The sequence below is a fragment of the Pantoea sp. At-9b genome, from assembly GCF_000175935.2.
Taxonomy (GTDB): Bacteria; Pseudomonadota; Gammaproteobacteria; order Enterobacterales; family Enterobacteriaceae; genus Pantoea.
The window spans coordinates 224,638-249,834 of the sequence record NC_014840.1 but is presented as its reverse complement, the minus strand read 5'-3'; the positions used below and the strand labels follow the sequence as shown (position 1 = coordinate 249,834).

Genomic DNA, 25,197 nt, shown 5'->3' with positions numbered 1-25,197 from the left:
CTAACCTCCCGCAATCAACCCTCTTGTCTCGTCGTCTTTGCCCTTTCGGGTTTGTGGTGACGCCTCGGATAAACACGGTGCACGCGCGCACCCCTCTGAGCTGTTGAACAGCCTTAGCGTATTGATTTGTTGCTACTTAACATTTTCCAGACCGCAAAAGCACACAGCAGAGTCAGTCCAGCCAGAACCTGAAATAAAATTGCATAGGCCGAGTCATAGCTGCTGCGAAGCAGCGCCATCGCAACCCCCGGGAGACTATCTGCAGCCTGACCGGGATTGCCTGCTCCCAGCCAGGTAGCTGCCCTTTTTATTTCATCTGCCGTATAACCCGACGTCATTCCGGCGAGGTTCAGATCGTTGATCCCGACCAGAAATGCCGTGACCATCGCCAGTGCAATCCCCTCACCGGCAACGCGCACGGTATTAAATAAACCTGCCGCCATACCCGCTTTTTCCACAGGTACAGATGAAACGGCCAACCCGTCCATCAGTCCCCATGGGAGCGCCGCTCCGGCACCAATGACCATCATGGAGACCACCAGCAGAACGCTGTTGTTGCCCTGCAACGCCTGTCCCAGAACAAGCAAACCAGCGGCAGCGAAGATCAAGCCAACGGCTGAAACAGAACCCGGTTTAAACCATCGGGTCAGGAAGGCGGCGAACGAGGGGAATATCAGCATTGGAGCTGTCAGTGCCAACAGATAGAACGCGCTCTGTGTCTCGCTGAAGCCCTCCCCTCCCATAAAGTGCAGCGGCAGGATAATCAGCAGTACAACGTAGCAATAACAGGTGGCAACCGGCAGTAACAGCACGCCAACAAAGCGCGGATAACGTAAAAGAGCCAGATCAAAAACCGGGTGTTGTGATTTCCGACAGTGAATGACAAACCCTCGGATAAGCAGCAAGGAAAGAATAAATAACGCCAGAACGGGAATGGATAAGAATCCTGACTCAGGCACCAGCATCACTCCCAGGGTAAACAGGATGAGCGCCGCAGTAAACAGAACGATACCCGCTGCATCGGATTTCTGTGCCAACTGCTTTTCTGAAGCGGGCAGAAATGCTGTACCGGTCAGCATGACGAAACCGGATAGCATTGCCATCACAGCATAAACCCAGCGCCAGCCCAACGCGTCGGTAATCAATCCAATAAGCAGCGGGCCAAACGCTAATCCGGTGCCGAACATCGTGCCAAGCATGCTGAACGCCCGGGTGCGTGCATTACCGTCATAAAGCCGGGCCAGCGCTGTGCTTCCTCCGGCAAGGGTCATCGCTGCTGCAACGCCCTGAAGCGCTCTGAGCGCCCCGATTACCGCGGTACTGGTAGCAAGATAAATCAGCAGGCTGCTTAAGCAAAAAATGACTGAACCTGCTGTAAATACGCGCTTGCTGCCTTTACTGTCGGCGACAATGCCAGCAGCCAGCAGGAAACTGCCAAACGTCAGCATAAATCCATTGGTTAGCCATGCGAGGGCAGCAGGCGTGCCTCCCAGCATATGGCTGATCGCAGGCGTGGTGACCACACCGCCGGTAAAGCTGAGTGGCAACAACATAGCAGCCATGAAAACCGATATCGCTGCGGCAGTTCTGGCATGGCGTGAAGAGGATACGATGACTAAAGACATCTGATGACCCTTTTGCATTCAGGATATTGAAAGAGGGGAAAACAATATCCAGTCATCCTATTGCGGATATTTAAGGAGATAAATAGACTGAAAATACCTTCTGAACTGACATAAAGTTAATAATCAATGGACAGTTTTACTTCACTGACTTCTTTTGTTCGCACAGCCGAAGCCCTGAGCTTTGTAGAAGCAGCACGGTCCCTGGGTATTTCCGCATCGGCAGTGGGCAAGAACGTTGCCAGACTTGAAAACAAACTGGGTGTCAGGCTTTTTAATCGCAGCACTCGCAATGTCAGCCTGACGGCTGAAGGTGTGGTATTGCTGGCACGCTGTCAGCACATTCTTGAACAGTTGCGGGAAGCCGAAGCCGAGCTGACCAGCACCGTGGAGCAACCCGCAGGGAAATTGAGGGTTTCACTTCCGGTAATTGGCTATCGGTTGCTGCTTCCCCTGCTTCCTGCCTTTACCCAGCGTTACCCTGATATTGAGCTGGAATTGGACTTCAGCGATCGACTGGTCAACATTATCGATGAAGGTTTCGATGTGGCTATTCGCAGTGGGGAAATAGCGGATTCCAGGCTGACAGCAAAAACGTTGGGTAATTTTAACTTCGTGCTCTGCGCCAGCCCCGCTTATCTTGATGCGCATGGTGCACCTGCGTCACCCGAAGAGTTGAGCAACCATAAATGTGTTCTCTTTCGCTTCCCTGCCACCGGGCTTATCCAACCCTGGGAGCTGCGCGAGATGCGTATCACCGGTGATTTTAATCCCGCGTCCGTGTTAACGGCGAACAATATTGAAGCTGTCATCCGTATCAGTACCTCAGGGCTGGGGATCAGTTATGTCCCTGACTTTGTCGTGCGTGAAGCTTTCAATCAGGGAGAACTGAAAGAAGTTCTGGCCGGTTCTTGCATAAAGCAGGGCACCTTTTCCGCATTGTGGCCAACCAGTCGCTATCTTTCCCCGCGGATACGCTGTTTTATTGATTTTATGGCTGAAAATTGGATTGGCTGATGTAAAAAGTACGCCGGACAAATTATCCAGCGAACCGATTCATCTTTGATGAATTTTCATCCTCTTTTGAACATGAAACTCAGCACTGAATGTTTAATGCAATCATTTCCCTGGTAAGGGAAATGGGTGCGTAACCATTATTGAAAATAACGATTCCGCCACGCTAATAAACAACAAGTAATATCCCCGCTTTCACCATCTCTTCTTTTCTATCCATGTATACCCGCCACCTCAGCCCACTTATTGTCATGCGCGCCCGGCCCCTGCCTGCTGTACAAATTTCAGTCACATCCTGTTAGCAGGAAAGTTACATAACCGCAGCAGTGCCTGCTGTTTTCATGGGATAATCAGGTCCATTCAAAACTTGTTTTAGGTGAACAAAAGCAAACAAAAATCGATCGTCAGATATGCCAAAAATCAGACAGGAAAAAAGTCACATTTTTCACGCAATTTACGACAATTTTAAAACAGGATGAAATAGATGCGTATTGCCATACTTGCCCTGGAAGGCAGCGTTCTTTCCGCTGTTGCAGGACTGACCGATTTATTCTGGATCACCAATAAAGCCATCGCCGGTTCCCCCACTCATGCGGCTAAATTCCCGGGAAAAACCTTTGAAACTCTGGTGGTCAGTGCCGATGGCGGACCGGTCTGGGATACTGAAGGCCGGCTTATTCACATCGACAGTTCTTTTCAGGCGGCAGGACAACCTGATGTGGTGATTGCACCGGGCATGTTACTCGGAGCGGACCTGCGGCCGCTAAACATAGCCAATATCCGCCTGGCCGCCGCCTGGTTTAAGAAAGTGTATGAGAACGGTGCTCTGGTCGCTGCTTCCGGTACCGGAGGCGTCGTTCTCGGCGAAGCCGGTTTGCTACAGGGAAGGTCTTATGCAACTACATGGTGGGTCAGTCATATGCTGCAAGAACGTTATCCAGACGCCATTCCGGCACGGGGTGAAACACTGGTCGAAGACCGGGGAGTGCTGACCACTGGCGGGTGTTTTTCCTGGATATCACTGGCCCTAAAGATCATTGAAAAAGGTGCCGGTGCAGAGGTGGCTCATCTCACGTCAGAGATGTCACTGGCGGATAACCATTTCCTGGGCCAACACCTTGGCACACCGCTGGAATCGCTGAGTGCCGGGACGTCGCTGCTGGTTCGTGCCCAGGAGATCATTCGATTTCAGAACCCTTCCATCAATGCGGCACAGCTGGCCGTTGCCTTAAATACCACCGAACGCACCCTGCAAAGAAGGTTAAAGACACTATCCCAGGAAACACCAAAGGAATTCATTACAAGAATCCGGATTGAATCGGCTTGTACCATGCTAACCAGCACCAGTGTCAGTATTCGTCAGATTTCGAGGGACTGTGGTTATTCTGAAGAGACCTCATTTCGCAAAGCATTTAATCAGATGATGGAAATGTCACCAGCGCAATATCGTCAATGGATGGCCGCGAAAGCAACGTCCGGTCGGAATTAATACCCCACCATTTAATCAAATAAACTGAACATAATAAATAAATTAAGTCATTTATTTTGAAATAAAACTTCTCCGTCCCCTGCCGATGGTTCGGAAGTTACATCTCACTATTATTAACATTTACCAGGTAAAAATGATGAATATCACTCAAAGGCTTACCCTGGCTTTCGTTCTACTATCAGCGTCACTGGTTATTACCGGTATTATCTCGCTCAAACTTTTGGCCGGGTTTCAGGAGCGCTTCGAATTCGTACAGGTCAACGCGATTCCTTCAATAAAAGATTTAGGTGAACTTATTGATCGGAGCAACCGACTTTCCATTTCGCTATACCGGCACCAGAGCCAGACCGATAACGCTAAAATGCCTCCGGTTGAACAACAGATAATGCAACGGATAGCGGATATCAAAACACTCGCTGATTACTACCTCAAAAACGATATCTCCAGCGATGAAGACCAAAGAATGACCGAGAAAGGCTTAGCCATATTGCAACAAGTTGAATCTCGTCTGCCTGCATTTCTCAATGCATCGCGATCGCATCAGGATGACGTCACGCTGAGCATGCTTGATAGCGAGAATGGCATCGGCGGGGCCATTACCCAGCTTAAAGATAATTATCGCAAACAGCTGGCGCTAAACATTGCACTCGGGGACGGATTGCGCACCATTAATCAGCAAACCTACCAGCGTACTTTGTGGGGCATGAACATTGGTGTCACAACAGCCCTTATCCTGCTCGGCGCGCTTACGGCGATGACGATTATCAGAATCCGCCGCAGTCTTAAACGTGTTGGCGATATCATGAACCATGTGGGTGAAAACCTGGACTTGAGTGTCTCGGCAGACGCCAGTAGCAAAGATGAAGTCGGTACGATGGCCCGTTCATTTAACCAGCTTCTTGGTCGTGTGGGTTCCGCACTTGCATCGGTGAGCACGGCCTCCCATTCTGTCAGCTCCGCTTCCGCGCAAATCGCAGCAGGTAATGAAGATCTGTCATCCCGAACGGAACAACAGGCAGCATCACTTGAGCAGACCGCAGCCAGCATGGCAGAGCTGAGCGAAACCGTCCGGCAGACGGCGGATAACACCCGTCAGGCCAGCCGTTTAGCCAGCAATGCAACTGAACTCTCTGACGCGAGCGAGGCATCGCTCGCCAGCATGTTGGCGACGATGACCGAGATCCGGAGCAGTTCGAAAAAAATTACCGAGATCGTAACCTTAATCGAAGGCATTGCATTCCAGACTAATATCCTGGCCCTCAATGCTGCGGTTGAAGCTGCCCGTGCGGGCGAACACGGTAAAGGGTTCGCTGTGGTGGCTGGCGAGGTACGCAATCTTTCCCAGCGATCTACCCAAGCTGCCCGGGAGATCAAGCACCTCATCGACAGCTCGTATAACTTGGTTGAATCCGGTGCTGTGCAGGCAGAAGCCGTCGAAGGAAATATGGCCGGTCTGAAAACCGCTTTCCGGCAGGTCAACGATTTGGTCAATGAGATCGCGGCGGCAGCCGAAGAACAGAACACCGGTATCACTCAGGTACATCTTGCCATCAGTCAAATGGATGATGTTACCCAGCAGAATGCGGCACTGGTTGAGGAAGCCTCCGCCGCCTCCGCTTCTCTTCAGGATCAGGCAAGCTCTTTATCTGCGCTGGTCAGCCAGTTCACCCTTACCACAAATGATGTTCAGGCGAAGTCAGTACACACCAACAAAACTGTCAGTACGGTAAAGACCTTGCCCCTTCAACCGGTATCCCTTGATAAGACGGCTGACGCTAACTGGCAAAGTTTCTAATCAGCGAAGCAGTGACAGAGGAAGGTAATCAATGGATATCGATGGTTTTATTCAACACGGTCATCACCATCAGGAACTGATAACACAATTTGAGCAAGTGAATGCCCTACTCTATCAACTGACGGATGGCATGTATCAGTCCCTGGACGTGTATATGAATAACTGCAATCACCTGCGGGAGCATATCAACCAGGCCTTGGCGTTAATGCAGAATCGCGAATTTGAGCAATACCTCATCCAGAACGATGGCGCGCTTTATTACAATATCCGCAGCGTAGTGCTGGCGATTCACATCGTTAACAACCTGTTGGGCAACCTGACCGGAACCATGAAACGTTCTGTGGTGGCAATGTCATAACGCAGGGGCATGTCCGGGCCGCTGATTTTCAGCAGGCCCGGATATCATATTTTGCTCCAGCTACGGGTATTACGCCGTTCGCCCAGTTCACTCCCTGTTTCCATCAACCGGCGGGCATTCGGGGATAAATGCCCGCTGCGCCAGAGATAATGGATTTCGGTATACCCGACCTTGCCAAGTGAGTGGCTACGCACAAGCTGATGACCGGGTAAGGTTTGTAATACCGATCGCAACACCCACGCCGCCCCCATCCCTGCTGTTACGCAGGCCAGCATCGTATGGTATGACTCAATTTCCGTGACAGGCAGATGGTTGATACGTTCTTCGGCCAGCCATCGATCCATGCGAAAACGAAAAGAACAATCATGCCGAAAACCATAGAGCTCTGAACACTGGAGGTCCGATGGCGTTGTTACGGCGGGATGATTAAGCTCCGTAATCAGCAACATTTCGTCCACGAAGGCCAGTCGGCTCTCCAGTGCCTTTGACTGTACCGGGCCATCCGTCAGTGCGATGTCGAGCGTCCCATCAGCCACATGTTGCACTAAAACTTCAGAGGCTTCGTGCCGGATGTCGAGACCAATGCCGCTGTATCTTTTACGAAAGGTGCCAATCAGTGCGGGCATGAAATCAACCAAAACCACATCCAGAGCGCCAATCACCAGTTTGCCGCCCAAATCTTCTTCTCGCATCAAAAGTCGCGTACTGTCGGTGAGGTCCAGAATGCGTTGAGCATGCTCCAGCAGTAAGCGACCGTTCTGCGACAGCGACATCCCCTGCCGGTCGCGAAGAAACAGTTCACAGCCCAAATCCTGTTCCAGTTGCTGAATGCGCACCGTGATGCCGGAAGGTACTCGGTTTAACACCCGGGCCGCACCCGAGATCGACCCGGTTTGCGCGACCGCACAGAAAGCTCTGAGTTGAGAAAGTTGCATTGCGTGTTCTTATTTTATGAATGATGGGTTCTATTAATTTCATTTTTCAGAATGAGGGTCAAATCCTATATTGCTCCACAGACAATCATCATCCCGGCCGGTTGAGCGTGGGGAACAGGAGAATATTATGGATTTGGGTCTCAAGAATGCCAGAGTCATGCTGAGTGGTGGAACACGCGGAATTGGCCGAGCCATTGCCGAAGCATTTTTATCCGAAGGGGCCACTGTCGCATTTTGTGCCAGAAAGGGTGAAGAGATTGCGGCGGCACAAGCCGCACTGGGAGAGCGTGCCTTTGGCTATAAAGTCGATGTCACAGAACCTGAACAGTTAAACACTTGGGCGGCGGAAGCTGCCGCACAAATGGGCGGTATCGATATCGTTATTCCCAATGTCAGCGCCCTGGCCGGGGGTTCTGATCCTGAAACCTGGCGTCTCGCTTTTGAAACCGACCTGCTCGGTTCAGTGGGGATGGTGAACGCGGCTTTGCCCTGGCTTCGCCAGTCGCAATCGGGATCTATCGTGCTTATTTCAAGCGTGTCTGGTCGTGAAGTGGATATGTTTGCTGAACCCTATGGCGTACTCAAGAGCGCGTTGATCCACTATGGAAAAACCCTGTCGGCAAAGCTGGCCGCTGAAAACATTCGCGTCAATACCGTTTCTCCTGGCAACGTCTACTTTACCGACGGGGTGTGGGGGAAAATCGAACGTGAGACACCTGAACTGTTTGCCGAATGCCTGGCGATGAACCCAATGGGGCGTATGGCACGTCCGGACGAGGTGGCGAAAGCCGTGCTTTTTCTGGCAAGCTCCGCAGCGAGCTTTACCACAGGGACTAACCTCACTGTCGATGGCGGGCTGACTAAAGGCGTGCAGTTTTAAATAATTGCTCGTCCTGAAAACAGCTGGAAAGGTGCCAGCGTCTGAATCACTGTTGGCACCTTTGCAATAGGGAGTCGCAAGTCCAGGGCGGGTCAAAGATGTAAATATTCTGGCGTTTTTGCCGCGAAATCGTGCACAGGTGGCGAGCCTACAAAAGATTCAGAATTCGTCCAGCTCGTAGCCCGACGCCTCAGCACAATGCTCAAACGCGGTAAACCATTCTGACAGCGATGCGCCAGCCTCACACAGCATGCCAGCAAAATCCTCTGGCATGATCAGCCAGATTCCGGTGCTACCGATATGCAGGAAGCGGTCAAATGACTGATCCTCGGCGACATATCCGGGCCGGATAACGTTGGCACCCATGTGGTCACGCCCGATGCAAAGCGCACTGATCAGCGCAAACTGATCCTCCAGCGGCCATAATTTCAGGAATGCCTGTGCGTCATGGATGCGTCTGAAGGGAATCAAGGGCCTGGCAGCGAGTATCAGCTGCTGAATGTCTGTCATACTTAAACCTCTGTGGCGTCACGGCCCTGGAGGGACCTCTGACTCGGCGGGGGCGGATTATGCCGTAGAAGCACGAGGAGTGGAAACACAAATCGTGAGGTTTGGTTCACTGTCTTCATGTTAGCTCATCATCTCTGTCAGAAAGATGAACATTTCATGGAGCGCCAGCAAGCATTTATTCAGCGAATCAGAATTATGCGCGGCTCATGTCATTGGTTAATCGCCTGTTTTAACTCATCCGCCGTCATCGTTTGTAAAAATAAATCACTGCCTGGCTGAAATAACCTGGCTTTGCTCAGATCCCCCACCACAACCGGGGCAAAACCAGCGGCTTTCGTCAATTGTACGACAGTATCCAGCGCCTTTTTGTCGTCTCCGGCCAGAGGTACGGCCAGAGCCTCGCCGCTCCGATGCGCATTGGATGCAAGACTGGAAGCCGCCAGCGAATTAAATCCGCGCACAACGCGAGCCTCCGGAAACAGACCGGCACTGTAAACACCGCTTCCAACCTGTAACGCCTGGGTGGCAACATCACCATCTCTCTGCGGGTAGGGGTTGGCTACATCCAGCACCACTTTGCCCTTCAACGGATCAGCCAGGCTTTTCCCCAGGGAAGGCAGAGCACCGTAAGGTACAGCCATGACAACCACATCACCGAACTCAGCGGCCTGTTGGGGTGTACCCGCCTTCGCCAGGGGACCGAGCGAGGCGATCAGTGGCTGTAATTCCTGTGGATGTCGGGAAGAAAAAAAGACCGGGTAACCCGCTTTTACCCACAAGCGGCCAAGCGTTCCCCCCATCGATCCGGCACCGATAATACCGATACGAGGCAGGGTTTGTGCCAGCACGCTGGTACTGACACACAGAATTAAGCAACAAAACAGATAAAGCGTTGATTTCATAGTGTTACCTCATTGAATTAAGTGGATTTAATTCTGAAAGTGTCCACACTGAGACCACCTTGAAAAAACTAAGCCCGCTTTTCGCGGGCTTTATTCATTTTGAAAATCCTCGGCTCTCGCCTCTAACACCGCCAAAAATGATGTATTGGCCATCTGGTGTCCTTTGGGACTCATGATGCTGATGATCTGAATCCTCTCCTCACTCATCCAGTGCTTTGTATAAACCAGATAATGATCTGATGTCCGATCAATCTGTGCTCGGTTCTTAGGCCATGCTTGCTCAGCTGGGAGTCTGATGTGTATCTTATAAACGTGTGAGTCACAGAGCCTGGCATTGTGCTCCCACTGCCCCTCACTTCCGAACCGGTCAGGCAGAACACCGTTATTCTTCCAGTCCTGGAGGGCTTTAGCATAAGGCTTAGCTATCTGCTGAAACTCCACATCCTTATGAATACTAACCGCATATGCCATTAAGAGAATCCCGTTGAAGGCAGTCCAAGGTTTCGGTGCTCGGCAGCAATCATGTTACGCACATCTTCATCGCTGGGCATGTCAGTTAGCTTGACTGTCTTAGCGGGTGCCTTGCTCTGCTCTATGGCTGAAATCATATCGCGAGCCAAAAACTCACTTTTTGCAACAGCACGACCAAACCGTATTAACTGGTTGCGATACTTGACCTGCTGTTCCAGATCGCCGGGGTATTGCTTGGCAAGGTTATCCTGAGCCATGACAATTTTAACTGCTTCCTTGACTCGAAGACTGTTCTCAATTGACTCAAGGCAGAGTCGTTTCAGATCCTTCAGCGTCTGTGCTTCGTGCAGAAGCGCCCCTTTTCCCTCACGTTGACGATCCTGGATTATGTTGTGAAGGGCAAATTGCTGACGCTCACTGATATCATTTAAATAGTCAGTGGCAACATCCAAAGGCAAGTACACTTGCCCACCAGGAAGATCGAGTGTCATTACGGTAGCCATTCGGCTGTGGGCTTTTGACTCAACCACTGAAGCAGGCAGAACGGTGCTTTTTGCAGGAACCGGCGCTAGCGATGCAGTAAGCGCAGCGACTATAGCGGCAACTGCTGCAGGAGTGGATTTTTGTTTCATACGTACCTCTTCATTCATTCCCTACAGGATAACGCATTACGTGTCCTGCACAAAGATGCACCATCCTGCACCAGAGAAAAAGGTTAAACACACTCATGTGGCAACAGGCTGATGTTGGTAAAACCGGGCTTCGGACCAACACCAGAAGAAGCATTGCAAACGTTTTCAGACACAGCGACTCCCCTGAGATAACTACACTTTAATAAAACCCACTAAAGGAGATAAGGTCATCTATGCGCACCCCTGATTATCCCTCCAGCGATGCAACAAAATGGGCACAGGTCGATAGCTGGTTTGCTGAGCAACTCACGCCCGAAAAGCCGGACCTGCAAGACACCCTCACAAATAACGCCACTCATGGATTACCTGCCATTGATGTATCGGCCTTACAAGGCAAGATGCTGTCACTCTTCGTTAAAATGACCCGTGCGGTACGCGTGCTTGAAATCGGGACCCTCGGAGGCTACAGCACCATTTGGATGGCTAAAGCATTACCCGATAACGGATGCGTCACGACTATCGAGTTTAATCCGCATCATGCAGCAGTGGCTCGCCAGAATATTGAGAATGCTGGACTGACCAAACGCATCGAACTTCATAATGGCGCAGCCCTGGATGTGTTACCCACCCTCAAGCCGCCCTTTGACCTCATTTTTATCGATGCCGATAAAGTTAATAATCCGCGTTATCTGGAGTGGGCAATAAAACTGTCTGGGCAAGGAACGGTAATCGTCGGGGATAATGTGGTGCGTGGCGGAGGCGTGATTGATCCTGGAAGCAATGACCCTAATGTGAAGGGACTGAGAGACTTTATACAGATGATTGCCGAAGACGAACGACTGGACGCGACCGCCATCCAGACTGTTGGTGAGAAAGGATGGGATGGCTTTGTCATGGCAATCGTTAATTGATCGGATAACAAATTTGGCTAAAAACCAAAGACAGAAGAAACGCGGGACTGAATTTTTGGCAGACACGGTTGCACTCATCCTCTTTTTCACGACAACCGGCATCATTAATGAACGCATGATTGCCGGGATGTCGTGGGATCAGGTGCTCCATGCTCGCCTCATTGGCGCAGCCTTAATGATTCCGGTTGCTCGTCCTTATGGCATATGGCGGGATTGGCTCATGCAGCGCGCCAATCCGAGCCGGGGTTCTCAGTTGTTGTGGGACAGCATGGCCCTCGTCAGTTTCCAGGTGCCGATCTATGCAGCCATCATTGCGTTCAGTGGTGCTACAGGTGGCGGGCTGGTACGAGGCACGCTCGGCGCGGCCTTAATGATGCTTTTTCTGGGTCGGCCTTATGGTGCGTTTCTGAACTGGGTTCGTAAGTTGTTCGGCTTACCGCCAGGCGGTGACAAACCCATGTCTCTGGACAGCTGAATGACTACAGTATCATGCTGTATTACGTTATGATCCAACATGATACTGTAGTCCCGGAGCGACGGAGGGCACTTGAGAAGCGACACACGATTATCGCGAGTTTTACACGTCCTGGTTCATCTGGCCTGTGATTCAGGCAATTATACGTCTCAACAACTGGCTGAGATGCTGGATACCAACGCCGCACTGGTGCGCAGAACCATGGCCGGATTGCGGGAAGCCGGATATGTTCGCTCCGAAAAAGGACACAATGGCGGCTGGTCATTAAGCTGTGACCCTGCGCAAGTGACGTTGCTGGATATCTATAAAGCTGTGGGTATCACCCACCTCTACAACCTTGGTATTAACAGGGATAATCCTCACTGCTTAATTGAGAATGCCGTCAATGATGAGTTAGATGGTGCATTGAAACAGGCTGAGTCACTGTTAATGAACCGCTTAAACGAAATAACCCTCAGTCATTTGTGTAATAAATTCAAAGAAAACAATACCTAACCTATTGCTCCACATCGCTACCCTTTAGCTATACGTGCTTAAATTTTTATGACCCCAGAATTGTCATGTTGATCTCGCACAAAACAGATCGTATCTTTTGTTGTTACATGAGTCAGGCAAATTATCAGGAGCCTTTGTGCAACACATTATTGAATTATCAACTCTCCAATCTCTCTGGACCTGCTTCGTTCTGAGTTTTGCTGCCGCCAGCATCTCTTTTACCATTACCCAGACAGAACTCTTCGTTCCCGTGCGAAACCTGGCCAATAAGATTGGCCATATGACCGGCTATTTATTCCATTGTTTTTATTGTATGAGCCACTGGGTAGTACTTGCCGGTGTAATCATTTATCGCCCGGTGATTATCAGCTGTGGAAATAAGTATATCGATCTGGCTATCAGCACATTTTTCACCATCACACTGACGACTTTCACCAATGGTTTTATGTTCCGATCTTTCTTGAGTGCCATGGCGAAAAAGATGAAAGAAAAAGAAATTAAAGCGATGATGGATAACACCAAATAGCGATATTCGTTTCAAATCTGGTCATATCTGCAGACAGGGCTATGACCATTCATCAGTTTGTGTAGCTGGCTTTATGACACCGTCGAGACAAATAACACTGCCGCCAGAGAGTTTGCATATGTACTAAGATTAAGTGGCAGCACTAAGTTGCATGAAAGGGAATGGCTTATATGAAACGTTCGTTAAGCTGGCTGATGATCATTCTCACCAGCCTGATTGCATTAGCAGGTTGCTATCACCCTGACCGGCCAATTGGTCCCGATGGACGACCAAATGTCCCAACGGAGCAGCCAGTCCCTGGCGGCCCAATGAGTAAAGGCCCGGTTGGACAACCTCAGGCATAAATTATTTCAGGAGGCCAAATCTCAAGGTTGGCCATTTTCTTGCTGATAATTTGTGTTATTGAGTCTGGCGTTATACCTCTTACATCGACGGTTAGTACGACAGCAAATCGCTTATAGCAGTCCGCTTATGACTAAAGGTCACCTGTTTGTTGTTCTTTTCCCTCGACTTTGCAAAGATATATTGCACACAATTCCAGACCTGCCACGCAATCACGAGCAAGCACTCTTCTCCACGCCCCATGACTTGTGCGCCGGCAACAACGTGTGACGTGGCAATGTCGACGTCGAACTGGTTCTGCTTTGAGGATTCCTTTATGACCACCTTTTATCAACTTACCGCTACCAGTCTTGGCGGCCAGCTTATCTCTATGGCCGACTATGCTGGAAAGGTGGTTCTGGTCGTTAATACCGCCAGCCATTGTGGATTCACGCCACAATACGGCGGCCTTGAAGCGCTTTACAAGAAGTACGCCGCTCAGGGTTTAGTCGTGCTTGGTTTCCCCTGCAACCAGTTCGGCAAACAGGAACCCGGTGGTGCCGACGAGATCGCGCAGACATGTCACATTAACTACGGTGTGAGCTTCCCGATGTTTGAGAAAGTTGAGGTCAACGGAGGCGCTGCGCACCCGGTGTTTCGTTATCTGAAAAATGAATTGCCCGGCGTGCTGGGTGGGCGGGTCAAGTGGAACTTCACTAAGTTCCTGATCGGACGTGACGGTAAACCGCTCAAGCGTTTTGCCCCGTTCACCACCCCGGAGAAAATGGAAGCCACAATCCTCACTGCACTTAAAATCTAAATTCATCGTGAAGATGCTCTATGAACGCGTAGATTAAATCCAGACGTTGCAATGCTGTAGGTATGAGGCGTACAACTAACTGTCTGTATTTCGCTGTCTTGATGCAAACAGGGAATGTTATGGAAAACAAAGCTATTTACTTTATTCACAGTCCCAGCCCTTTATTAGGTCGTTCACCCTTGCAGAGAGGGTTTTTTCCTTATGCACTCACTGATAAGTACATCAAAGCCCTGCAGGGAGAACTGGACAAACGGGATTTTGGTTGGAAAGTTTTCGCTGATGACACCGAGTCAAATGTTGAGGTTTTAATAGCACGTACTCCTGCTCTTCTCGTCTGCGCCCCAGGCCTCAGGTTTCTGTTTTCTCATCGTGGATTCGACGCAGATAAAATCGTCTGGTTAAACGTGATTGAGTATACATCTGCTAATCCAAAGCCTGTGATCAAACGGCTTTTAGAGCTTAATGCTGCTTTTCGCTCATAGTTGACCAAGCCCTTTCTTCTGGCAACTTCATGCCAGAAGCGGACGCTATGCTAATCAATGATGATGTGGTCAGGCCGGATAGTACGTTTAGCCAGTTTCTTTTGCAGTATTATGATCATTATGGGAAATCCAGACGCGGCTAATGCACTTACAACCAACAGTCTGTTTAGATTTTGCGGTGTTATTCCCTGGTCAGGCAGCAATAAGGAAGACAGAAAGAATGCGAGCGTTGTTATCAGGGACATCATTGCTGTTTGTAGTGATGAAAAACTGGCTCGTTGTTCATCCGCAGGGTAATGGACAGCAACCGACGAAGCGGAAACAAGTCGGCTATATGAGGCAGCCAGAAATAAGATTATGAATAGAAATGCATTATGATAGCCCATCGCAGGAATCAGCAAACTTGCTATAAAGAACAGAGTTGAAATTGATGCCAACTTCACAGCAGACAAATGCGATATCAGAACACCTGTTATTTTTGTAGACAGATAACCTGCAATTCCGCCACTTAAGAACAATAGCGGCAACAGGTTTTGTGATGCTCCCATATACTGCATCATTAATGGCGTCAGAATAGGAATAATCAGCATTGGACTAAATTGTACCAGTGCAGTACAAGAGGCGAAAAGTAAGGTCTGAGTATCAATAGACAGGTTGTTCTTCACGCCTGGTGGGACCGTATCCTTGGGAAGGATAAATACGATCAACGGTAAAGACAACAGGCAAAGTGAACTGATTAGCCACAGCGCAGTATGCCAACCAAAGTGCGTGCACAAAAATAATATAGCTGGCATTCCGACGATACTTACCATCGAAAATGATGCAATCACTGTTGCCAGCATTTTTCCACGTAAATTTATCGGGGCATCATTTATCAAAATACTCATACCCACCCCCATTGTGGTACCACCAACCAATCCTGCACAAAATCGTAGTGCCAGGAGAGTGTCAAAATCAGCAATGAGTGTGGACAAAAATGTGAGCGTTCCCAGCAGCATCATATTCTTGAGCAAGAATTGTTTTTTATTAAACCGGTCGATCCAATAAAAAGCAGCAATTCCAGTAAGAACAGCACCCAGGGTGTACATACCTGAGACATAGCCAGAAAATGATACAGGAACCGAAAACCCGTCTGCCATAAAAGCAAAAACAGGCGTTAACGCCATGTACTCCAGCGCATTAGTGAACTGGATAAAAGCCATTACAATGGCTATCCGCATGAGGGCTTTATGATTAAACGTGTGTGATACCAGTGGCATAGCAAGCAACCTATGGATGAAAGATATCCGAGTTTAGCTGCTATCAAAGGTGTTTATTATATGGTAGAAATGGCACTTATTATTATCATATATGGGATAATTGATGCGTCCGGCTCTTGATTTTAATGCCCTGAAAGTGTTCGTTGCGGTGGTTGAAAGAGAAAGTTTTGTTGGGGCATCGAAAGTCCTTGAAATGCCAACTTCAAATGTGAGTCGTTGTATTGCTCAGTTAGAAGAAAAACTAAATCTTCAGCTCATTGAGCGCAGCACCCGACATATGAAGCTCACCCAGGCGGGGCACCTACTCTATACCCGAGCGAAACCATTACTGGAGGCGCTTGAGCAAACTGAGACAGAATTAACGTTGCGGCAAATGCAACTCAAGGGTCCATTACGAATCTGTATTCCCAATGAAATAGGTCCTGCATTGCTGGGGTCGGCTATTGCCGATTTCGCCTGTCAGTACCCGGACCTGGAGATTAGCTGTGTCACCAATTTGTCAGGTCTCGAATCTCTGCGAGATGATCTGGATTTAGCTATCATCGTTACCCGTGGTCAGATGGATGACAGTGACTACATAGCCCGCCACCTGGTGACTATCCCTTGCACCATTGTTGCAGCCCCCTCCGTCATTCAGCGTTATGGCACCCCTTCTCATATCCAGCAATTTGAAGAATTGCCCTGCATTACCACGGTAAGTGCACTGAAAGGTGCTCCCTGGCAGTTTATCAATACAAAGGGCGGATTCGAGATAATTAAGGTTAAAGGGCATTATCGGGTCAACAGTGGAGAGATGGCAGGACGAGCGGCGGTAGCAGGTGTCGGTTTTGCCATTCTATCGAAACAAGCCTGCCAACCCTATATTAGCGATGGGCGGCTAATCGAGATTGCGTTTGAACAATCTGTAGCTCCCTTGCAATTGTTCGCACTGTATTCAGATAGGCGTTATTTGCCCGCTAAAACAAGAGCGCTGATTGATTTCATGCATCAGGAATTGAGCAAAATGTCCCTGGCAACATAAGGCAGCCTTGGAGTTGGTACAATCAACACCTGCTGTTCGTTCATAGCAGCCTTAACCCAGTTTGCTCTGTGCCAGTGATCAGGAAGAATGTCAGTATATTCTTAACCCTGTCTACTTGATGGCAATTTAAAGTGCTAAAGTTTTTGAGACGCTTGCCGATTTCACTCCAGACTTACTGGACCATTTTTTGCGCGAAATCTACATGCCACAGTTTGTATGCGGACTAATATGATCTGGTTGTAAGCTATCCCGGCTGTGTATTGAAATGAAGCCGCTATAAAATCTAACAGGAAGTTTTCTCATGCAACTCCACAAAACCCTTCAACAGGAAATAATTTCAGCCATAAACAAAACATTGGACTTTGAAAATTTTTATCACCGGATTAGACCAAACATATCAACATTCATTGCAGTAACCTCTGATCTGCAACTAAAAAAACTGGATGAATGGGAGCGTCTAATCCGTGGGGCGATTTATTCATCTTTCGGTCCAAACGTCAAACTAAAGAGTGATTCAATGGGGTCTCTTGGTTGGCTGGATTTATGTAATGGTGATGGCTACAAACGAGAGAGAGCTTTAAGGACATTAGCAGAAGGGGCACCAAACAGTTTTTTACTTGCTTTAGCCTTTCGAAGACTTAATGATTGGGTGAGTCAGGTTAGAAATGCCGCATGTGATACATTACCATGGATTGCTGAATTGACAGATCCGGAAACTGTCGTTGATGTCTTGTTCGTTACGCTTCCCTACTGGAATTCGTGGGGAAGAATGAGGGATGCTGAAAAACATGTCATAATGAAAATTATAACAATGGATAAAGTAGCGAATGCTCTTAAGAATCGGCTTATTATATCCACTTCTGGTCCTGTTACTGCAATATTCACTCAGGCGGGTCGCACCAAGGCGTTAGATTCCTTTTTGGCAGAAATTGCAGAGCTATCGGTTCAACCCTCCTTACGCGCAAAAGCTTATCGCTGCCAGTTTGAAAGCAAATTTGTTTGGGCTGAGGGAATGAAATGGCAATGGACAGACAAAATATACGGAAAGCAACGACTTGTTCCTGCTTTGAATGAACGCATGGTACGCCCAACTAAGCCCTTTAATGAAAGTTTAAAAATGGCAATAGTTGATCGTTCTCCGATGGTTCGCCGAATAGCAGGCGAAATACTAATCAAGGAGTTAGAGCATATTGGTGAGGAAGCATTCGCATTGGCAAAAATATTAGCATCAGATACATCGGCATCAGTAGCAGAACGAGGTATGTATGCATTAAATGATTTAGAAAAGCGAAAGTAATCTCATGAGGATAATTACTACATATTCTAAAAACCTCACGGAACCGTTGCCGCTTAGCCAGTTTCGGTTTTTTTGGAACCACTCCGGGATAGTGAACATGGTTAGACTATAAAGTAAACACAGTATTCCGTGAGGAGATAAATATTAACAATCGACACACGAGAGAAGATAGTGGTGAGTAATGGAGAATAAATTCAGGAAATGGCTTGTGACAGCAGTCATGTACATATTATTAGGCTGCTGGTTCTGGTATATGTTGTGGGCATCAAGCATTTCCAAAAACACCATCCTACAAAAATCGGTTCATGAATGGATAGTATATATTTCATTTGGCGTATTTGTTGGCTGCGTTAGTTTAGTGTATGCTTTTTATCAGCGAACTTTTAACAAGACATTAAAATATCTTCTCAATGCATTCTTGGGGGGGTTATTTTTTGGATTTATGTTGATCCTGAACTGCTACGATGTCTACGTTTATCTCTTCCCAGACAAAATTATTGGCTATAAATCTGAATATGAAGTTGTCTTCCCAGGGCCGTCGAGAGGCAAACATGGGCATTGTGAAGCAGGCATCTGGCTAAAAGATCAGAACACCTCCAGATGGATACAGCTTTGTACAAACAAAGATTATCTATATAGCCACCGAAAGCAAGGAATGACAGGAGTTTGGGTAACGGTCCGTGTTAATAAAATCGGAACCTACATCGTGAAATATGAATTTATCTATATGTGAATGAAATAGGCTGACGTGCTTTGCAATGACGTTGGTCGCCATCTTATTTTTTCGGCGGCCGCGAAAATGAATAATAGTAGTTAACTTCCGCGTCTCGGTCAGAACGGAGGTATCAAACTGGCAAATCCGTCGATTATTGGTTAACAGAACAGACTAACGTGGCATGGTCCCACCACGGGTTGTTATTAATGCTGATTGCAATCACGTTAAATTTTTCTGCCTCTATTTCATTAGTTAAAGCCAGAAGCGGTCTCAGGGTACGCCAGGGCCTGCCCTCTTTCAGTAAATGATGCCTGACTGGATCATAAGCGTTAATGTCCTCCGGATTACGAGGGGTGCCGCACATAGAACTGATCACAAATCGCCCTCCGGGTTTGAGTAACCTTCTCACCTCGGCAAAAAAGAGGGGGCGGGCATTGTCTATCAGGCAATGTAAACAACTACCATCAATAATCATCTCAAACATTGAGTTCTGACATTGATAGATATTGCAAACATCACCGACAATAAATTCAGCAGACAGTCCTGCCTGCTGAAAACGATTTTTTGCCCATCGGATGGCAGTTTCCGACAAATCTACCCCCCAGACAGAATATCCCCGCTCAGCAAGATACTGAGCCGCCATTGCTCCGTTCCCGCATCCCACCTCAAGTACCTGCGAGCCAGGATGGGGTAAGTGTTGATGAGTGTCGAGCCAGTGAAAGATTTTTTCCTGCTGTTTTTTGGCTCTGAGATACCCTTCTCCAGCCCAGGCTACAGCGCCAATTGCTATGAGTTGCCTGTATTTTTTTTCATAAGGGTTCATGGCAAAGATACCTTTTTCAACAAAAACCACTCACTTTACACTTCATTTCTCAACGTAATGAACTTTATAGTCGTTAATGATAATTCAAAATAGTCCGTTCTTCGCGGCCTACTCAGATTTCCGTACAGGCCGCAAAATGCCAAAAAGATATGAATGGCTCTAAGCAGTCTTTCGGCACTCAGAAAACGTTATAGGAAAGACAGATTAACTTTCCAAAGAAGGATGAAGAATTTTCGAAAAAATCAGGATTGATCAGACATCCATTGAGTCCGATTAATCTGGAACATCAGATTGGGTGGAAGGTCTTCTGAATCGACTATTTTTTTAAGGAATTTCAGCCCAGATTTTTCCAATACTCTACGGGAAGCAATGTGATTTGCTCTAACCACACCTATGATTTCATCCAATCCAACCTCTTCAAAACCGAAACGTATAGCTCTTCTGGAAAGCTCAGTAGCATAACCCTTTCCCCATGCGTCAGGTTCGAAACGATATCCAAGATTATTTGTCTTTCGGCCATCAAATTGGCTTATAAACACGCCACCAAAGCCTATCACTTTATCTGGGTTCGATTTTTCAAAAATGGTCCAATCACCAAAACCATGCTCTTCATATATGTTTAATGTTCTTTCCAGTACACCCTTTGAATATTCAATATCTGAATGAGGGCCAAGTGGATTGAACTTGTGAGTTTCAGGATTTCCATAAATCCTGAACAAATCGTTCAGATCTTCATGTGTGGTATAACGCAAAAGTAACCGTTCTGATTCCCATACCATCTGATTATCTCCCTATAGATCTGGCAGTCATGGACACTTAACAAACACAAGGTAATCGAGAGAAATACTGAGTGCAAGAAATAACCGTATTTTCATGGCCTCACATTCAAATTCTGTAGAGACCAATATCCCGTTACCGGGTACTTCATGCCAGAAACGGACGTTAATATCATCACAGAGAGTTAGCGGATGAGTACTTGCCACGGCACTTAAAAGTTTCAATGTCATTTATGAATAAAATATCATATATTTATCAATCATCTGGCACCGTCCAGTCGCTTAGCTACGGCACCGCCCATCGCTATGCTATTGATTAACAACCATGAGGTTGATCATGCAGCATCCAGTAAAATTTGGTCGTATAGCAGCCGTAATACCAGTAAAAAACATCAAGCTCTCCAGTGAATTCTACGTCAATGGACTGAATTTCAAGGATGTTTTTGCAAATGGAGACCCTGTGGGCTTCATGATACTAAAGCGTGAAGCCGCCGAGTTACATTTGACTCTCCAGCCACTGCACAAAGCGCCTTCCTTTCCAGTCGCGCACCTTCTTGTAGATGACGCAAATGCACTTTATTCACAATGCCAGGAGATTGGTGCCAAAATTATCAAACGCATACAAGATAAAGATTACGGTATTCGGGCGTTTGTTTTCGCTGACCCGGATGGAAACCGAATAGACGTTGGAGAAATTCTGAGGAAATAATTAAGAGTTTTTTAATGTAGAAATCGGTCACCGATAAATGGTGATCGAACTGCCAACTAAAGGACTTTATATCACGACATGGTATAACTTACTGCCCGCTGAATAACACATGGTATGGCGGTCACCCGTTGCCAGCCTTAGCCTTGTGAGTATAGCCCATGGCCTGCTCTCCGTTTATTACACACCGAGATGCTTTAAAGACCTAATTAACAGTGGAAGCAATCGTAAACTCTCGCTCCTCGCTGACCAAGCCCCTTATTATTTAAGATCGCCATTCAACCTGCCAGCAAGCTCATTTCTTCACAGAGCCACTGTCTCAGAATTCGTATTTTAAATGAATCCTGATTATCCGAGCGATAAACTAAATCGTATCCCCGCTCAGCCTTAAGTTTGTATTGCGGAAACGGAACAACAAGCCTTCCCGCAGCTACATCATCTGCAACAAGAACACTGCGTCCAAGAGCCACACCTTCGCCACGTATAGCGGCCTCAGTCGCCATGCTGCCCAGGGTCCACAAGGGCCCCTGATGGCAGCGGAAATTTTTTTCTCCGGCCATTTCAAACCATGCCTCCCAGTTCGCCAGCATTCTGTACTCATGGAGAAGAACACAACCTGAAAGTTCCTGAATTATTGTCAGACCATTATGCGTATCACGATAACCTGGACTACAGACAGGGGTAACTGTTTCATCAAGAATACGCTCAGACACAACGTCGCGATAATGGCCAAGGCCGTAACGAATTGCAGCATCTACCTGACCATCATTAAGATCCACATTAATGTCAGTAACATCCAGCTGAATATCAAAGTCAGGATATCGCTGCCTGAACTGGCTTAGACGCGGGGCCAGCCACTTAGTGGCAAATGAAACCGTTGTACTGATACGTATATACCTGGCAGGGCTCCTTCGGCGCAGACGCTCGGATTCTCTAGTTAACTCACCCAGAATACGGGTAACCGCATGGTGAAATTGAGCTCCTTCCTCTGTCAGGATTATCTGTCGGGTCAGTCTGACAAACAGCTTTAACCCCAGATGCTCTTCGAGCTTCCTGATCTGCCGGCTTATAGCGCCATGCGTAACGTGCAGCTCCGCTGCGGCCAGCGTCATGCTGGAGAGGCGGGCCGCGGCTTCAAAAGCACGGAGAGTCTGTAATGGGGGGAGGTGTTCGAACATCATACGCGTGATAATAATTCACGCGTGTTGTGAGAACAAATGATTTGTCAGGCCAGAGTCCGAAAATCAAAACTAGCACATAGAACATTCACATTTGCATTACGATAATCGGAGGAATGATGGAAAGCTTGTTTGTTTACGGGACGCTGGGCCCTGGTCGACCGAATGCTCATATTCTTGAGAATATCGGGGGTACATGGCAGGAAGGCCACGTAGTTGGTTCTTTATTAGATAGAGGTTGGGGAGCAGAGATGGGATTTCCTGGGATCGTATTAGATGATTCAGGTAATCGTGTACAGGGTTTTCTTTTCACGTCAGATGATTTGCATCTACATTGGCACATACTCGATGAGTTCGAAGGTTTTGAGTATGAACGGGTACCCGTTGAGGTAACTATATCTTCCGGGCAGACAGTAAAATCATGCATCTATATGCTCAAAGCATAAACTATGAGGCCTGTTAGCGGCTACACGATGACTAATCATCTATACCCAGAGATCCTTAACGCTTAATGCGCGATTCGCTGTTCCCATCGATGTCCGCTTCACGCCCTGAGACATTCGACAAGCTTTTTATGGCTTCAGTAAGGGCGAGTTTCGCGCTTTGAGAGCCAGCAAATACTTTGCTTCGTCGTAACAGGTTCTATGCTTCCAGCAGTCTCTAAATTTCGCTTAACCAAATCTGTTGAGGTTAAATGTGATACTTTTCATCAATCACATAAGAACTAAACTAACCCTTTGAAATGCTGAGAAGAGGATGTGAAATGTCAGGAATCCTGGACCAAGAGAATATGATTGCTATTGCGCAGAAACTACAGGCATTAGCCCAGTCTGGCCTGACTTATTCAAAAGACGTTTTTGATAAAGAACGTTATGAAACTCTGAGAGAAATTGCCACTGAGATGCTTAGTTCCCATTTTGATCTCCCAAGAGAAGCACTAATAAACGTTTCTGAGACGGGATATGCAACCCCCTAAACAGACGTCCGTGCATTCATTTTACGTGATGGCCGGCTTCTAATGGTCAGGGAAGCTGCAGATGGGTTATGGAGCCTCCCTGGCGGTTGGGCTGATGTCGGAGATCGGCCATTGGAAGCTGTACGCCGTGAGGTTGAGGAAGAAACGGGACTACAAGTAAAAGTAACCAAACTTCTTGGGGTATGGGATCGGAATCTACACGGGCATCCGCCATTACCCTGGCATGTTTACAAGTTGATTTTCCTGTGCGAAGAAATCGGTGGCAGTCTTGCCATCAGCCATGAATCACTTGACGTTGGATTTTTTGATGTAAATAACCTGCCTCCACTGTCGCTATCCAGAATCGTACCTGAACAGATAACTGTCAGCTTGAGAATAGCGACAAGTGATGAACAAACCTGGTTTGATTGAACACCCAATGTTCACCTAAAGAATGTCCAGAATGGATGGTGTTTGAGGGTAGCTAACTTATGGACATTTATGCCAATTGCCTTAAAAATCGTAAGCCTATGACTGACCTACTCAGGAAGAAAAGTGGATGAGTAAAGAACTGGACTTCATGTTGTTAGCGCTTGAATACTCTCGCCTGGCACTGCCTGAATGCAGACCAAATCCACCGGTAGGATGCGTGATTGTTCATAATGGTGTTGTGGTTTCCAAAGGTTTCACTCAATCCCCAGGCCATCATCACGCTGAGATTGACGCTATCTCAAGACTAACGTTTCCAATGGGTGAATGTGACATCTTTGTCACGCTTGAACCTTGCTCCTATCAAGGCAGAACCCCCTCCTGTGCTCGAACACTTGCTGAGATGAAGCCACGACATATCTATATTGCTATTGAAGATCCGCATCCAAGAAACAGTGGTGAAGGACTCCGCATTTTAAAAAATGCAGGTATCAGCTTTACGCTGGGTATTGGTAAAGATGAAATTGCGGATTTTCTGTCACCTTATTTGGTGGAACCCTCTTAGGCAGTCTGGAAACATCAACGCTGCCCCAGACCGGAAAGGTTCGTTCTGCCGGTCGCTCATTACAGGCAGCTAAGTATCACAGGACGTAGGGGGTTGAATATGAGTGTTCTTCAGCCCGTTTTTGATCCATTGGTATAAATTTCAGGTCGGACAATAGCCCATGCATAGTTTTCCCGATTTACCGGCTCGTAGCCAAACTTTTCATACAGCCATGGGGCCGTTGTTGTGAACAACATAATCCTGCGCAGTTGTTCGAACAGAGGGTGATTATGTATGCATTCCATAACCCATCTTCCCAGCCCCTCTCCCTGATAATCCTCCAGGACATAAACATCGCAAAGATAGGCAAATGTAGCAAAATCCGTTATCAGACGAGCGAAACCTATCTGTCGTTCATGATAATAAACGCCAAAGTTAAGGCTGTTTTCAATCGACGCCGAGACGATCTCCAGGGGAATATCCTTGGCCCAGGTGGATCTCGTCAGATAACGATGAATAGCCTGAACATCCAGTTTTTCTCTATCTGTGCTTACCAGGAAGCTATTCTTACGCCATTCATGTTTCTCTGAAATGCTCATTTTCGTTCCTGCTCAGAGTGGATATGGAAACCTAACCTTATCATTCGATGGAAAAATTGTACTGTCTCAATCGCGACGGGTTATCCGGACTCCATTCTGTTATCAATGAGGCATGACGTTCACTCATATAGCAAAGGGTGTTTCGTGCCAGAAACCAAGAAAGTCTTACGTCCGTCCCTCTTTGAACCAATAACTGATGCTGCCATAAGTCGTTTTCAACGGTGACAGGGTAACGAATTCGCGCGCTATGAACTCCA

31 protein-coding genes are annotated in these 25,197 nt (G+C 47.7%); 20 read left to right on the top strand and 11 right to left on the bottom strand.

What is annotated here, in order from left to right:
- Positions 1-113: 113 nt before the first annotated feature.
- Positions 114-1,625 (bottom strand): MFS transporter, encoded by a 1,512-nt coding sequence (locus PAT9B_RS26945; protein WP_013512450.1) that lies wholly within the window; start codon positions 1,623-1,625, stop codon positions 114-116.
- Positions 1,626-1,751: 126 nt separating this feature from the next.
- Here PAT9B_RS26945 and PAT9B_RS26940 point away from each other — a divergent pair, with 126 nt between their 5' ends.
- The 4 genes from PAT9B_RS26940 to PAT9B_RS26925 all read left to right on the top strand — a co-directional run bounded on the left by PAT9B_RS26940 (position 1,752) and on the right by PAT9B_RS26925 (position 6,278).
- Entirely contained in the window at positions 1,752-2,639 is an 888-nt protein-coding gene (locus tag PAT9B_RS26940) for a LysR family transcriptional regulator (protein ID WP_013512449.1), read from the top strand.
- Positions 2,640-3,120: 481 nt separating this feature from the next.
- Positions 3,121-4,125 carry a GlxA family transcriptional regulator gene (locus tag PAT9B_RS26935; protein ID WP_013512448.1) on the top strand — a complete coding sequence of 335 codons (1,005 nt, stop codon included), beginning with the start codon at positions 3,121-3,123 and terminating at the stop codon, positions 4,123-4,125.
- A gap of 136 nt (positions 4,126-4,261) precedes the next feature.
- Positions 4,262-5,920, top strand: a complete 1,659-nt coding sequence (locus PAT9B_RS26930) for a methyl-accepting chemotaxis protein (RefSeq protein ID WP_041526244.1) — start codon at positions 4,262-4,264, stop codon at positions 5,918-5,920.
- Positions 5,921-5,951: 31 nt separating this feature from the next.
- Positions 5,952-6,278 (top strand): hypothetical protein, encoded by a 327-nt coding sequence (locus PAT9B_RS26925; RefSeq protein WP_013512446.1) that lies wholly within the window; start codon positions 5,952-5,954, stop codon positions 6,276-6,278.
- 44 nt (positions 6,279-6,322) lie between these two features.
- Here the strand turns inward: PAT9B_RS26925 and PAT9B_RS26920 are convergent, their stop codons facing one another.
- A complete protein-coding gene (locus tag PAT9B_RS26920; protein ID WP_013512445.1) occupies positions 6,323-7,213 on the bottom strand; it encodes a LysR family transcriptional regulator in 891 nt (296 codons plus the stop codon).
- 127 nt (positions 7,214-7,340) lie between these two features.
- Here PAT9B_RS26920 and PAT9B_RS26915 point away from each other — a divergent pair, with 127 nt between their 5' ends.
- A complete protein-coding gene (locus PAT9B_RS26915) occupies positions 7,341-8,093 on the top strand; it encodes an SDR family NAD(P)-dependent oxidoreductase (protein ID WP_013512444.1) in 753 nt (250 codons plus the stop codon).
- 159 nt (positions 8,094-8,252) lie between these two features.
- Here PAT9B_RS26915 and PAT9B_RS26910 read toward each other — a convergent pair whose 3' ends face one another.
- The 4 genes from PAT9B_RS26910 to PAT9B_RS26895 form a co-directional block, all read right to left on the bottom strand.
- Positions 8,253-8,603 (bottom strand): hypothetical protein, encoded by a 351-nt coding sequence (locus tag PAT9B_RS26910; RefSeq protein WP_013512443.1) that lies wholly within the window; start codon positions 8,601-8,603, stop codon positions 8,253-8,255.
- Between the two features lie 209 nt (positions 8,604-8,812).
- On the bottom strand, positions 8,813-9,505 hold the full coding sequence (locus PAT9B_RS26905; RefSeq protein ID WP_013512442.1) for an NADPH-dependent F420 reductase: 693 nt from the start codon (positions 9,503-9,505) through the stop codon (positions 8,813-8,815).
- A gap of 90 nt (positions 9,506-9,595) precedes the next feature.
- Positions 9,596-9,976: a type II toxin-antitoxin system YafO family toxin gene (locus PAT9B_RS26900; RefSeq protein ID WP_013512441.1), complete on the bottom strand. Its 381-nt coding sequence runs from the start codon at positions 9,974-9,976 to the stop codon at positions 9,596-9,598.
- Entirely contained in the window at positions 9,976-10,608 is a 633-nt protein-coding gene (locus PAT9B_RS26895; RefSeq protein WP_013512440.1) for a hypothetical protein, read from the bottom strand. The genes PAT9B_RS26900 and PAT9B_RS26895 overlap by 1 nt, the downstream gene beginning before the upstream one ends.
- 233 nt (positions 10,609-10,841) lie before the next feature.
- Between PAT9B_RS26895 and PAT9B_RS26890 the strand changes: the two genes are divergently transcribed.
- The 7 genes from PAT9B_RS26890 (at position 10,842) to PAT9B_RS26860 (ending at position 14,638) form a co-directional block, all read left to right on the top strand.
- The gene (locus PAT9B_RS26890; RefSeq protein ID WP_013512439.1) at positions 10,842-11,519 is read left to right on the top strand and encodes an O-methyltransferase; all 678 of its coding nucleotides are present in this window, start codon (positions 10,842-10,844) and stop codon (positions 11,517-11,519) included.
- A complete protein-coding gene (alaE, locus tag PAT9B_RS26885; protein WP_013512438.1) occupies positions 11,491-11,994 on the top strand; it encodes an L-alanine exporter AlaE in 504 nt (167 codons plus the stop codon). Before PAT9B_RS26890 ends, alaE begins: the two co-directional genes overlap by 29 nt.
- Before the next feature lie 72 nt (positions 11,995-12,066).
- Positions 12,067-12,489, top strand: a complete 423-nt coding sequence (locus tag PAT9B_RS26880) for an Rrf2 family transcriptional regulator (RefSeq protein WP_013512437.1) — start codon at positions 12,067-12,069, stop codon at positions 12,487-12,489.
- Between the two features lie 136 nt (positions 12,490-12,625).
- Complete coding sequence (locus PAT9B_RS26875) at positions 12,626-13,015, top strand: hypothetical protein (RefSeq protein ID WP_013512436.1); 390 nt, start codon at positions 12,626-12,628, stop codon at positions 13,013-13,015.
- A 170-nt stretch (positions 13,016-13,185) separates the two neighbouring features.
- Positions 13,186-13,359, top strand: coding sequence for a hypothetical protein (locus tag PAT9B_RS31045; protein ID WP_190274697.1), 174 nt, complete (start codon positions 13,186-13,188; stop codon positions 13,357-13,359).
- 314 nt (positions 13,360-13,673) lie between these two features.
- Positions 13,674-14,156, top strand: a complete 483-nt coding sequence (locus PAT9B_RS26865; RefSeq protein ID WP_013512435.1) for a glutathione peroxidase — start codon at positions 13,674-13,676, stop codon at positions 14,154-14,156.
- Between the two features lie 119 nt (positions 14,157-14,275).
- Positions 14,276-14,638 carry a hypothetical protein gene (locus PAT9B_RS26860; protein WP_013512434.1) on the top strand — a complete coding sequence of 121 codons (363 nt, stop codon included), beginning with the start codon at positions 14,276-14,278 and terminating at the stop codon, positions 14,636-14,638.
- 50 nt (positions 14,639-14,688) lie between these two features.
- Here the strand turns inward: PAT9B_RS26860 and PAT9B_RS26855 are convergent, their stop codons facing one another.
- Positions 14,689-15,897, bottom strand: coding sequence for an MFS transporter (locus PAT9B_RS26855; RefSeq protein WP_013512433.1), 1,209 nt, complete (start codon positions 15,895-15,897; stop codon positions 14,689-14,691).
- Between the two features lie 103 nt (positions 15,898-16,000).
- Here PAT9B_RS26855 and PAT9B_RS26850 point away from each other — a divergent pair, with 103 nt between their 5' ends.
- The 3 genes from PAT9B_RS26850 (at position 16,001) to PAT9B_RS26840 (ending at position 18,948) form a co-directional block, all read left to right on the top strand.
- Complete coding sequence (locus tag PAT9B_RS26850; protein ID WP_013512432.1) at positions 16,001-16,918, top strand: LysR family transcriptional regulator; 918 nt, start codon at positions 16,001-16,003, stop codon at positions 16,916-16,918.
- A gap of 301 nt (positions 16,919-17,219) precedes the next feature.
- Positions 17,220-18,215, top strand: coding sequence for a hypothetical protein (locus PAT9B_RS26845; RefSeq protein ID WP_013512431.1), 996 nt, complete (start codon positions 17,220-17,222; stop codon positions 18,213-18,215).
- A 181-nt stretch (positions 18,216-18,396) separates the two neighbouring features.
- Positions 18,397-18,948 (top strand): hypothetical protein, encoded by a 552-nt coding sequence (locus PAT9B_RS26840; RefSeq protein ID WP_013512430.1) that lies wholly within the window; start codon positions 18,397-18,399, stop codon positions 18,946-18,948.
- A gap of 133 nt (positions 18,949-19,081) precedes the next feature.
- On the opposite strand, the gene PAT9B_RS26835 is transcribed toward PAT9B_RS26840, so the two are convergent.
- Together PAT9B_RS26835 and PAT9B_RS26830 are read right to left on the bottom strand one after the other, a co-directional pair.
- Positions 19,082-19,753 carry a class I SAM-dependent methyltransferase gene (locus PAT9B_RS26835; RefSeq protein WP_013512429.1) on the bottom strand — a complete coding sequence of 224 codons (672 nt, stop codon included), beginning with the start codon at positions 19,751-19,753 and terminating at the stop codon, positions 19,082-19,084.
- Positions 19,754-19,995: 242 nt separating this feature from the next.
- Positions 19,996-20,532, bottom strand: a complete 537-nt coding sequence (locus PAT9B_RS26830; protein ID WP_013512428.1) for a GNAT family N-acetyltransferase — start codon at positions 20,530-20,532, stop codon at positions 19,996-19,998.
- 334 nt (positions 20,533-20,866) lie between these two features.
- Between PAT9B_RS26830 and PAT9B_RS26825 the strand changes: the two genes are divergently transcribed.
- A complete protein-coding gene (locus PAT9B_RS26825) occupies positions 20,867-21,238 on the top strand; it encodes a VOC family protein (RefSeq protein WP_013512427.1) in 372 nt (123 codons plus the stop codon).
- A gap of 275 nt (positions 21,239-21,513) precedes the next feature.
- On the opposite strand, the gene gcvA is transcribed toward PAT9B_RS26825, so the two are convergent.
- Positions 21,514-22,413, bottom strand: a complete 900-nt coding sequence (gene gcvA / locus PAT9B_RS26820; RefSeq protein WP_013512426.1) for a transcriptional regulator GcvA — start codon at positions 22,411-22,413, stop codon at positions 21,514-21,516.
- Positions 22,414-22,532: 119 nt separating this feature from the next.
- Between gcvA and PAT9B_RS26815 the strand changes: the two genes are divergently transcribed.
- The 4 genes from PAT9B_RS26815 (at position 22,533) to PAT9B_RS26805 (ending at position 24,362) form a co-directional block, all read left to right on the top strand.
- A complete protein-coding gene (locus tag PAT9B_RS26815; protein ID WP_013512425.1) occupies positions 22,533-22,859 on the top strand; it encodes a gamma-glutamylcyclotransferase family protein in 327 nt (108 codons plus the stop codon).
- Between the two features lie 317 nt (positions 22,860-23,176).
- The gene (locus tag PAT9B_RS31320) at positions 23,177-23,389 is read left to right on the top strand and encodes an NUDIX hydrolase N-terminal domain-containing protein (protein WP_049792259.1); all 213 of its coding nucleotides are present in this window, start codon (positions 23,177-23,179) and stop codon (positions 23,387-23,389) included.
- Positions 23,390-23,407: 18 nt separating this feature from the next.
- Positions 23,408-23,800, top strand: a complete 393-nt coding sequence (locus PAT9B_RS31315) for an NUDIX domain-containing protein (RefSeq protein ID WP_223300534.1) — start codon at positions 23,408-23,410, stop codon at positions 23,798-23,800.
- Positions 23,801-23,927: 127 nt separating this feature from the next.
- Entirely contained in the window at positions 23,928-24,362 is a 435-nt protein-coding gene (locus PAT9B_RS26805; RefSeq protein ID WP_013512424.1) for a diaminohydroxyphosphoribosylaminopyrimidine deaminase, read from the top strand.
- 110 nt (positions 24,363-24,472) lie between these two features.
- Here PAT9B_RS26805 and PAT9B_RS26800 read toward each other — a convergent pair whose 3' ends face one another.
- Complete coding sequence (locus tag PAT9B_RS26800) at positions 24,473-24,940, bottom strand: GNAT family N-acetyltransferase (RefSeq protein WP_013512423.1); 468 nt, start codon at positions 24,938-24,940, stop codon at positions 24,473-24,475.
- Positions 24,941-25,197 lie beyond the last annotated feature (257 nt).

Excerpts from the sequence above, each read along its gene's own strand:
- PAT9B_RS26910 (WP_013512443.1), bottom strand. The coding sequence starts at position 8,603 with ATGACAGACATTCAGCAGCTGATACTCGCTGCCAGGCCCTTGATTCCC.
- PAT9B_RS26840 (WP_013512430.1), top strand. The coding sequence starts at position 18,397 with ATGGAGAATAAATTCAGGAAATGGCTTGTGACAGCAGTCATGTACATA.
- PAT9B_RS26935 (WP_013512448.1), top strand. The coding sequence starts at position 3,121 with ATGCGTATTGCCATACTTGCCCTGGAAGGCAGCGTTCTTTCCGCTGTT.
- alaE (WP_013512438.1), top strand. The coding sequence starts at position 11,491 with ATGGCTTTGTCATGGCAATCGTTAATTGATCGGATAACAAATTTGGCT.
- PAT9B_RS26890 (WP_013512439.1), top strand. The coding sequence starts at position 10,842 with ATGCGCACCCCTGATTATCCCTCCAGCGATGCAACAAAATGGGCACAG.
- PAT9B_RS26895 (WP_013512440.1), bottom strand. The coding sequence starts at position 10,608 with ATGAAACAAAAATCCACTCCTGCAGCAGTTGCCGCTATAGTCGCTGCG.
- PAT9B_RS26905 (WP_013512442.1), bottom strand. The coding sequence starts at position 9,505 with ATGAAATCAACGCTTTATCTGTTTTGTTGCTTAATTCTGTGTGTCAGT.
- PAT9B_RS26920 (WP_013512445.1), bottom strand. The coding sequence starts at position 7,213 with ATGCAACTTTCTCAACTCAGAGCTTTCTGTGCGGTCGCGCAAACCGGG.
- PAT9B_RS26900 (WP_013512441.1), bottom strand. The coding sequence starts at position 9,976 with ATGGCATATGCGGTTAGTATTCATAAGGATGTGGAGTTTCAGCAGATA.
- PAT9B_RS26860 (WP_013512434.1), top strand. The coding sequence starts at position 14,276 with ATGGAAAACAAAGCTATTTACTTTATTCACAGTCCCAGCCCTTTATTA.
- PAT9B_RS26805 (WP_013512424.1), top strand. The coding sequence starts at position 23,928 with ATGAGTAAAGAACTGGACTTCATGTTGTTAGCGCTTGAATACTCTCGC.
- PAT9B_RS26930 (WP_041526244.1), top strand. The coding sequence starts at position 4,262 with ATGAATATCACTCAAAGGCTTACCCTGGCTTTCGTTCTACTATCAGCG.
- PAT9B_RS26845 (WP_013512431.1), top strand. The coding sequence starts at position 17,220 with ATGCAACTCCACAAAACCCTTCAACAGGAAATAATTTCAGCCATAAAC.
- PAT9B_RS26925 (WP_013512446.1), top strand. The coding sequence starts at position 5,952 with ATGGATATCGATGGTTTTATTCAACACGGTCATCACCATCAGGAACTG.
- PAT9B_RS26800 (WP_013512423.1), bottom strand. The coding sequence starts at position 24,940 with ATGAGCATTTCAGAGAAACATGAATGGCGTAAGAATAGCTTCCTGGTA.
- PAT9B_RS26945 (WP_013512450.1), bottom strand. The coding sequence starts at position 1,625 with ATGTCTTTAGTCATCGTATCCTCTTCACGCCATGCCAGAACTGCCGCA.
- PAT9B_RS31320 (WP_049792259.1), top strand. The coding sequence starts at position 23,177 with ATGTCAGGAATCCTGGACCAAGAGAATATGATTGCTATTGCGCAGAAA.
- PAT9B_RS26825 (WP_013512427.1), top strand. The coding sequence starts at position 20,867 with ATGCAGCATCCAGTAAAATTTGGTCGTATAGCAGCCGTAATACCAGTA.
- PAT9B_RS26815 (WP_013512425.1), top strand. The coding sequence starts at position 22,533 with ATGGAAAGCTTGTTTGTTTACGGGACGCTGGGCCCTGGTCGACCGAAT.
- PAT9B_RS26835 (WP_013512429.1), bottom strand. The coding sequence starts at position 19,753 with ATGAACCCTTATGAAAAAAAATACAGGCAACTCATAGCAATTGGCGCT.
- PAT9B_RS26940 (WP_013512449.1), top strand. The coding sequence starts at position 1,752 with ATGGACAGTTTTACTTCACTGACTTCTTTTGTTCGCACAGCCGAAGCC.
- PAT9B_RS26855 (WP_013512433.1), bottom strand. The coding sequence starts at position 15,897 with ATGCCACTGGTATCACACACGTTTAATCATAAAGCCCTCATGCGGATA.
- PAT9B_RS31045 (WP_190274697.1), top strand. The coding sequence starts at position 13,186 with ATGAAACGTTCGTTAAGCTGGCTGATGATCATTCTCACCAGCCTGATT.
- PAT9B_RS26830 (WP_013512428.1), bottom strand. The coding sequence starts at position 20,532 with ATGGTATGGGAATCAGAACGGTTACTTTTGCGTTATACCACACATGAA.
- gcvA (WP_013512426.1), bottom strand. The coding sequence starts at position 22,413 with ATGTTCGAACACCTCCCCCCATTACAGACTCTCCGTGCTTTTGAAGCC.
- PAT9B_RS26865 (WP_013512435.1), top strand. The coding sequence starts at position 13,674 with ATGACCACCTTTTATCAACTTACCGCTACCAGTCTTGGCGGCCAGCTT.
- PAT9B_RS26915 (WP_013512444.1), top strand. The coding sequence starts at position 7,341 with ATGGATTTGGGTCTCAAGAATGCCAGAGTCATGCTGAGTGGTGGAACA.
- PAT9B_RS26850 (WP_013512432.1), top strand. The coding sequence starts at position 16,001 with ATGCGTCCGGCTCTTGATTTTAATGCCCTGAAAGTGTTCGTTGCGGTG.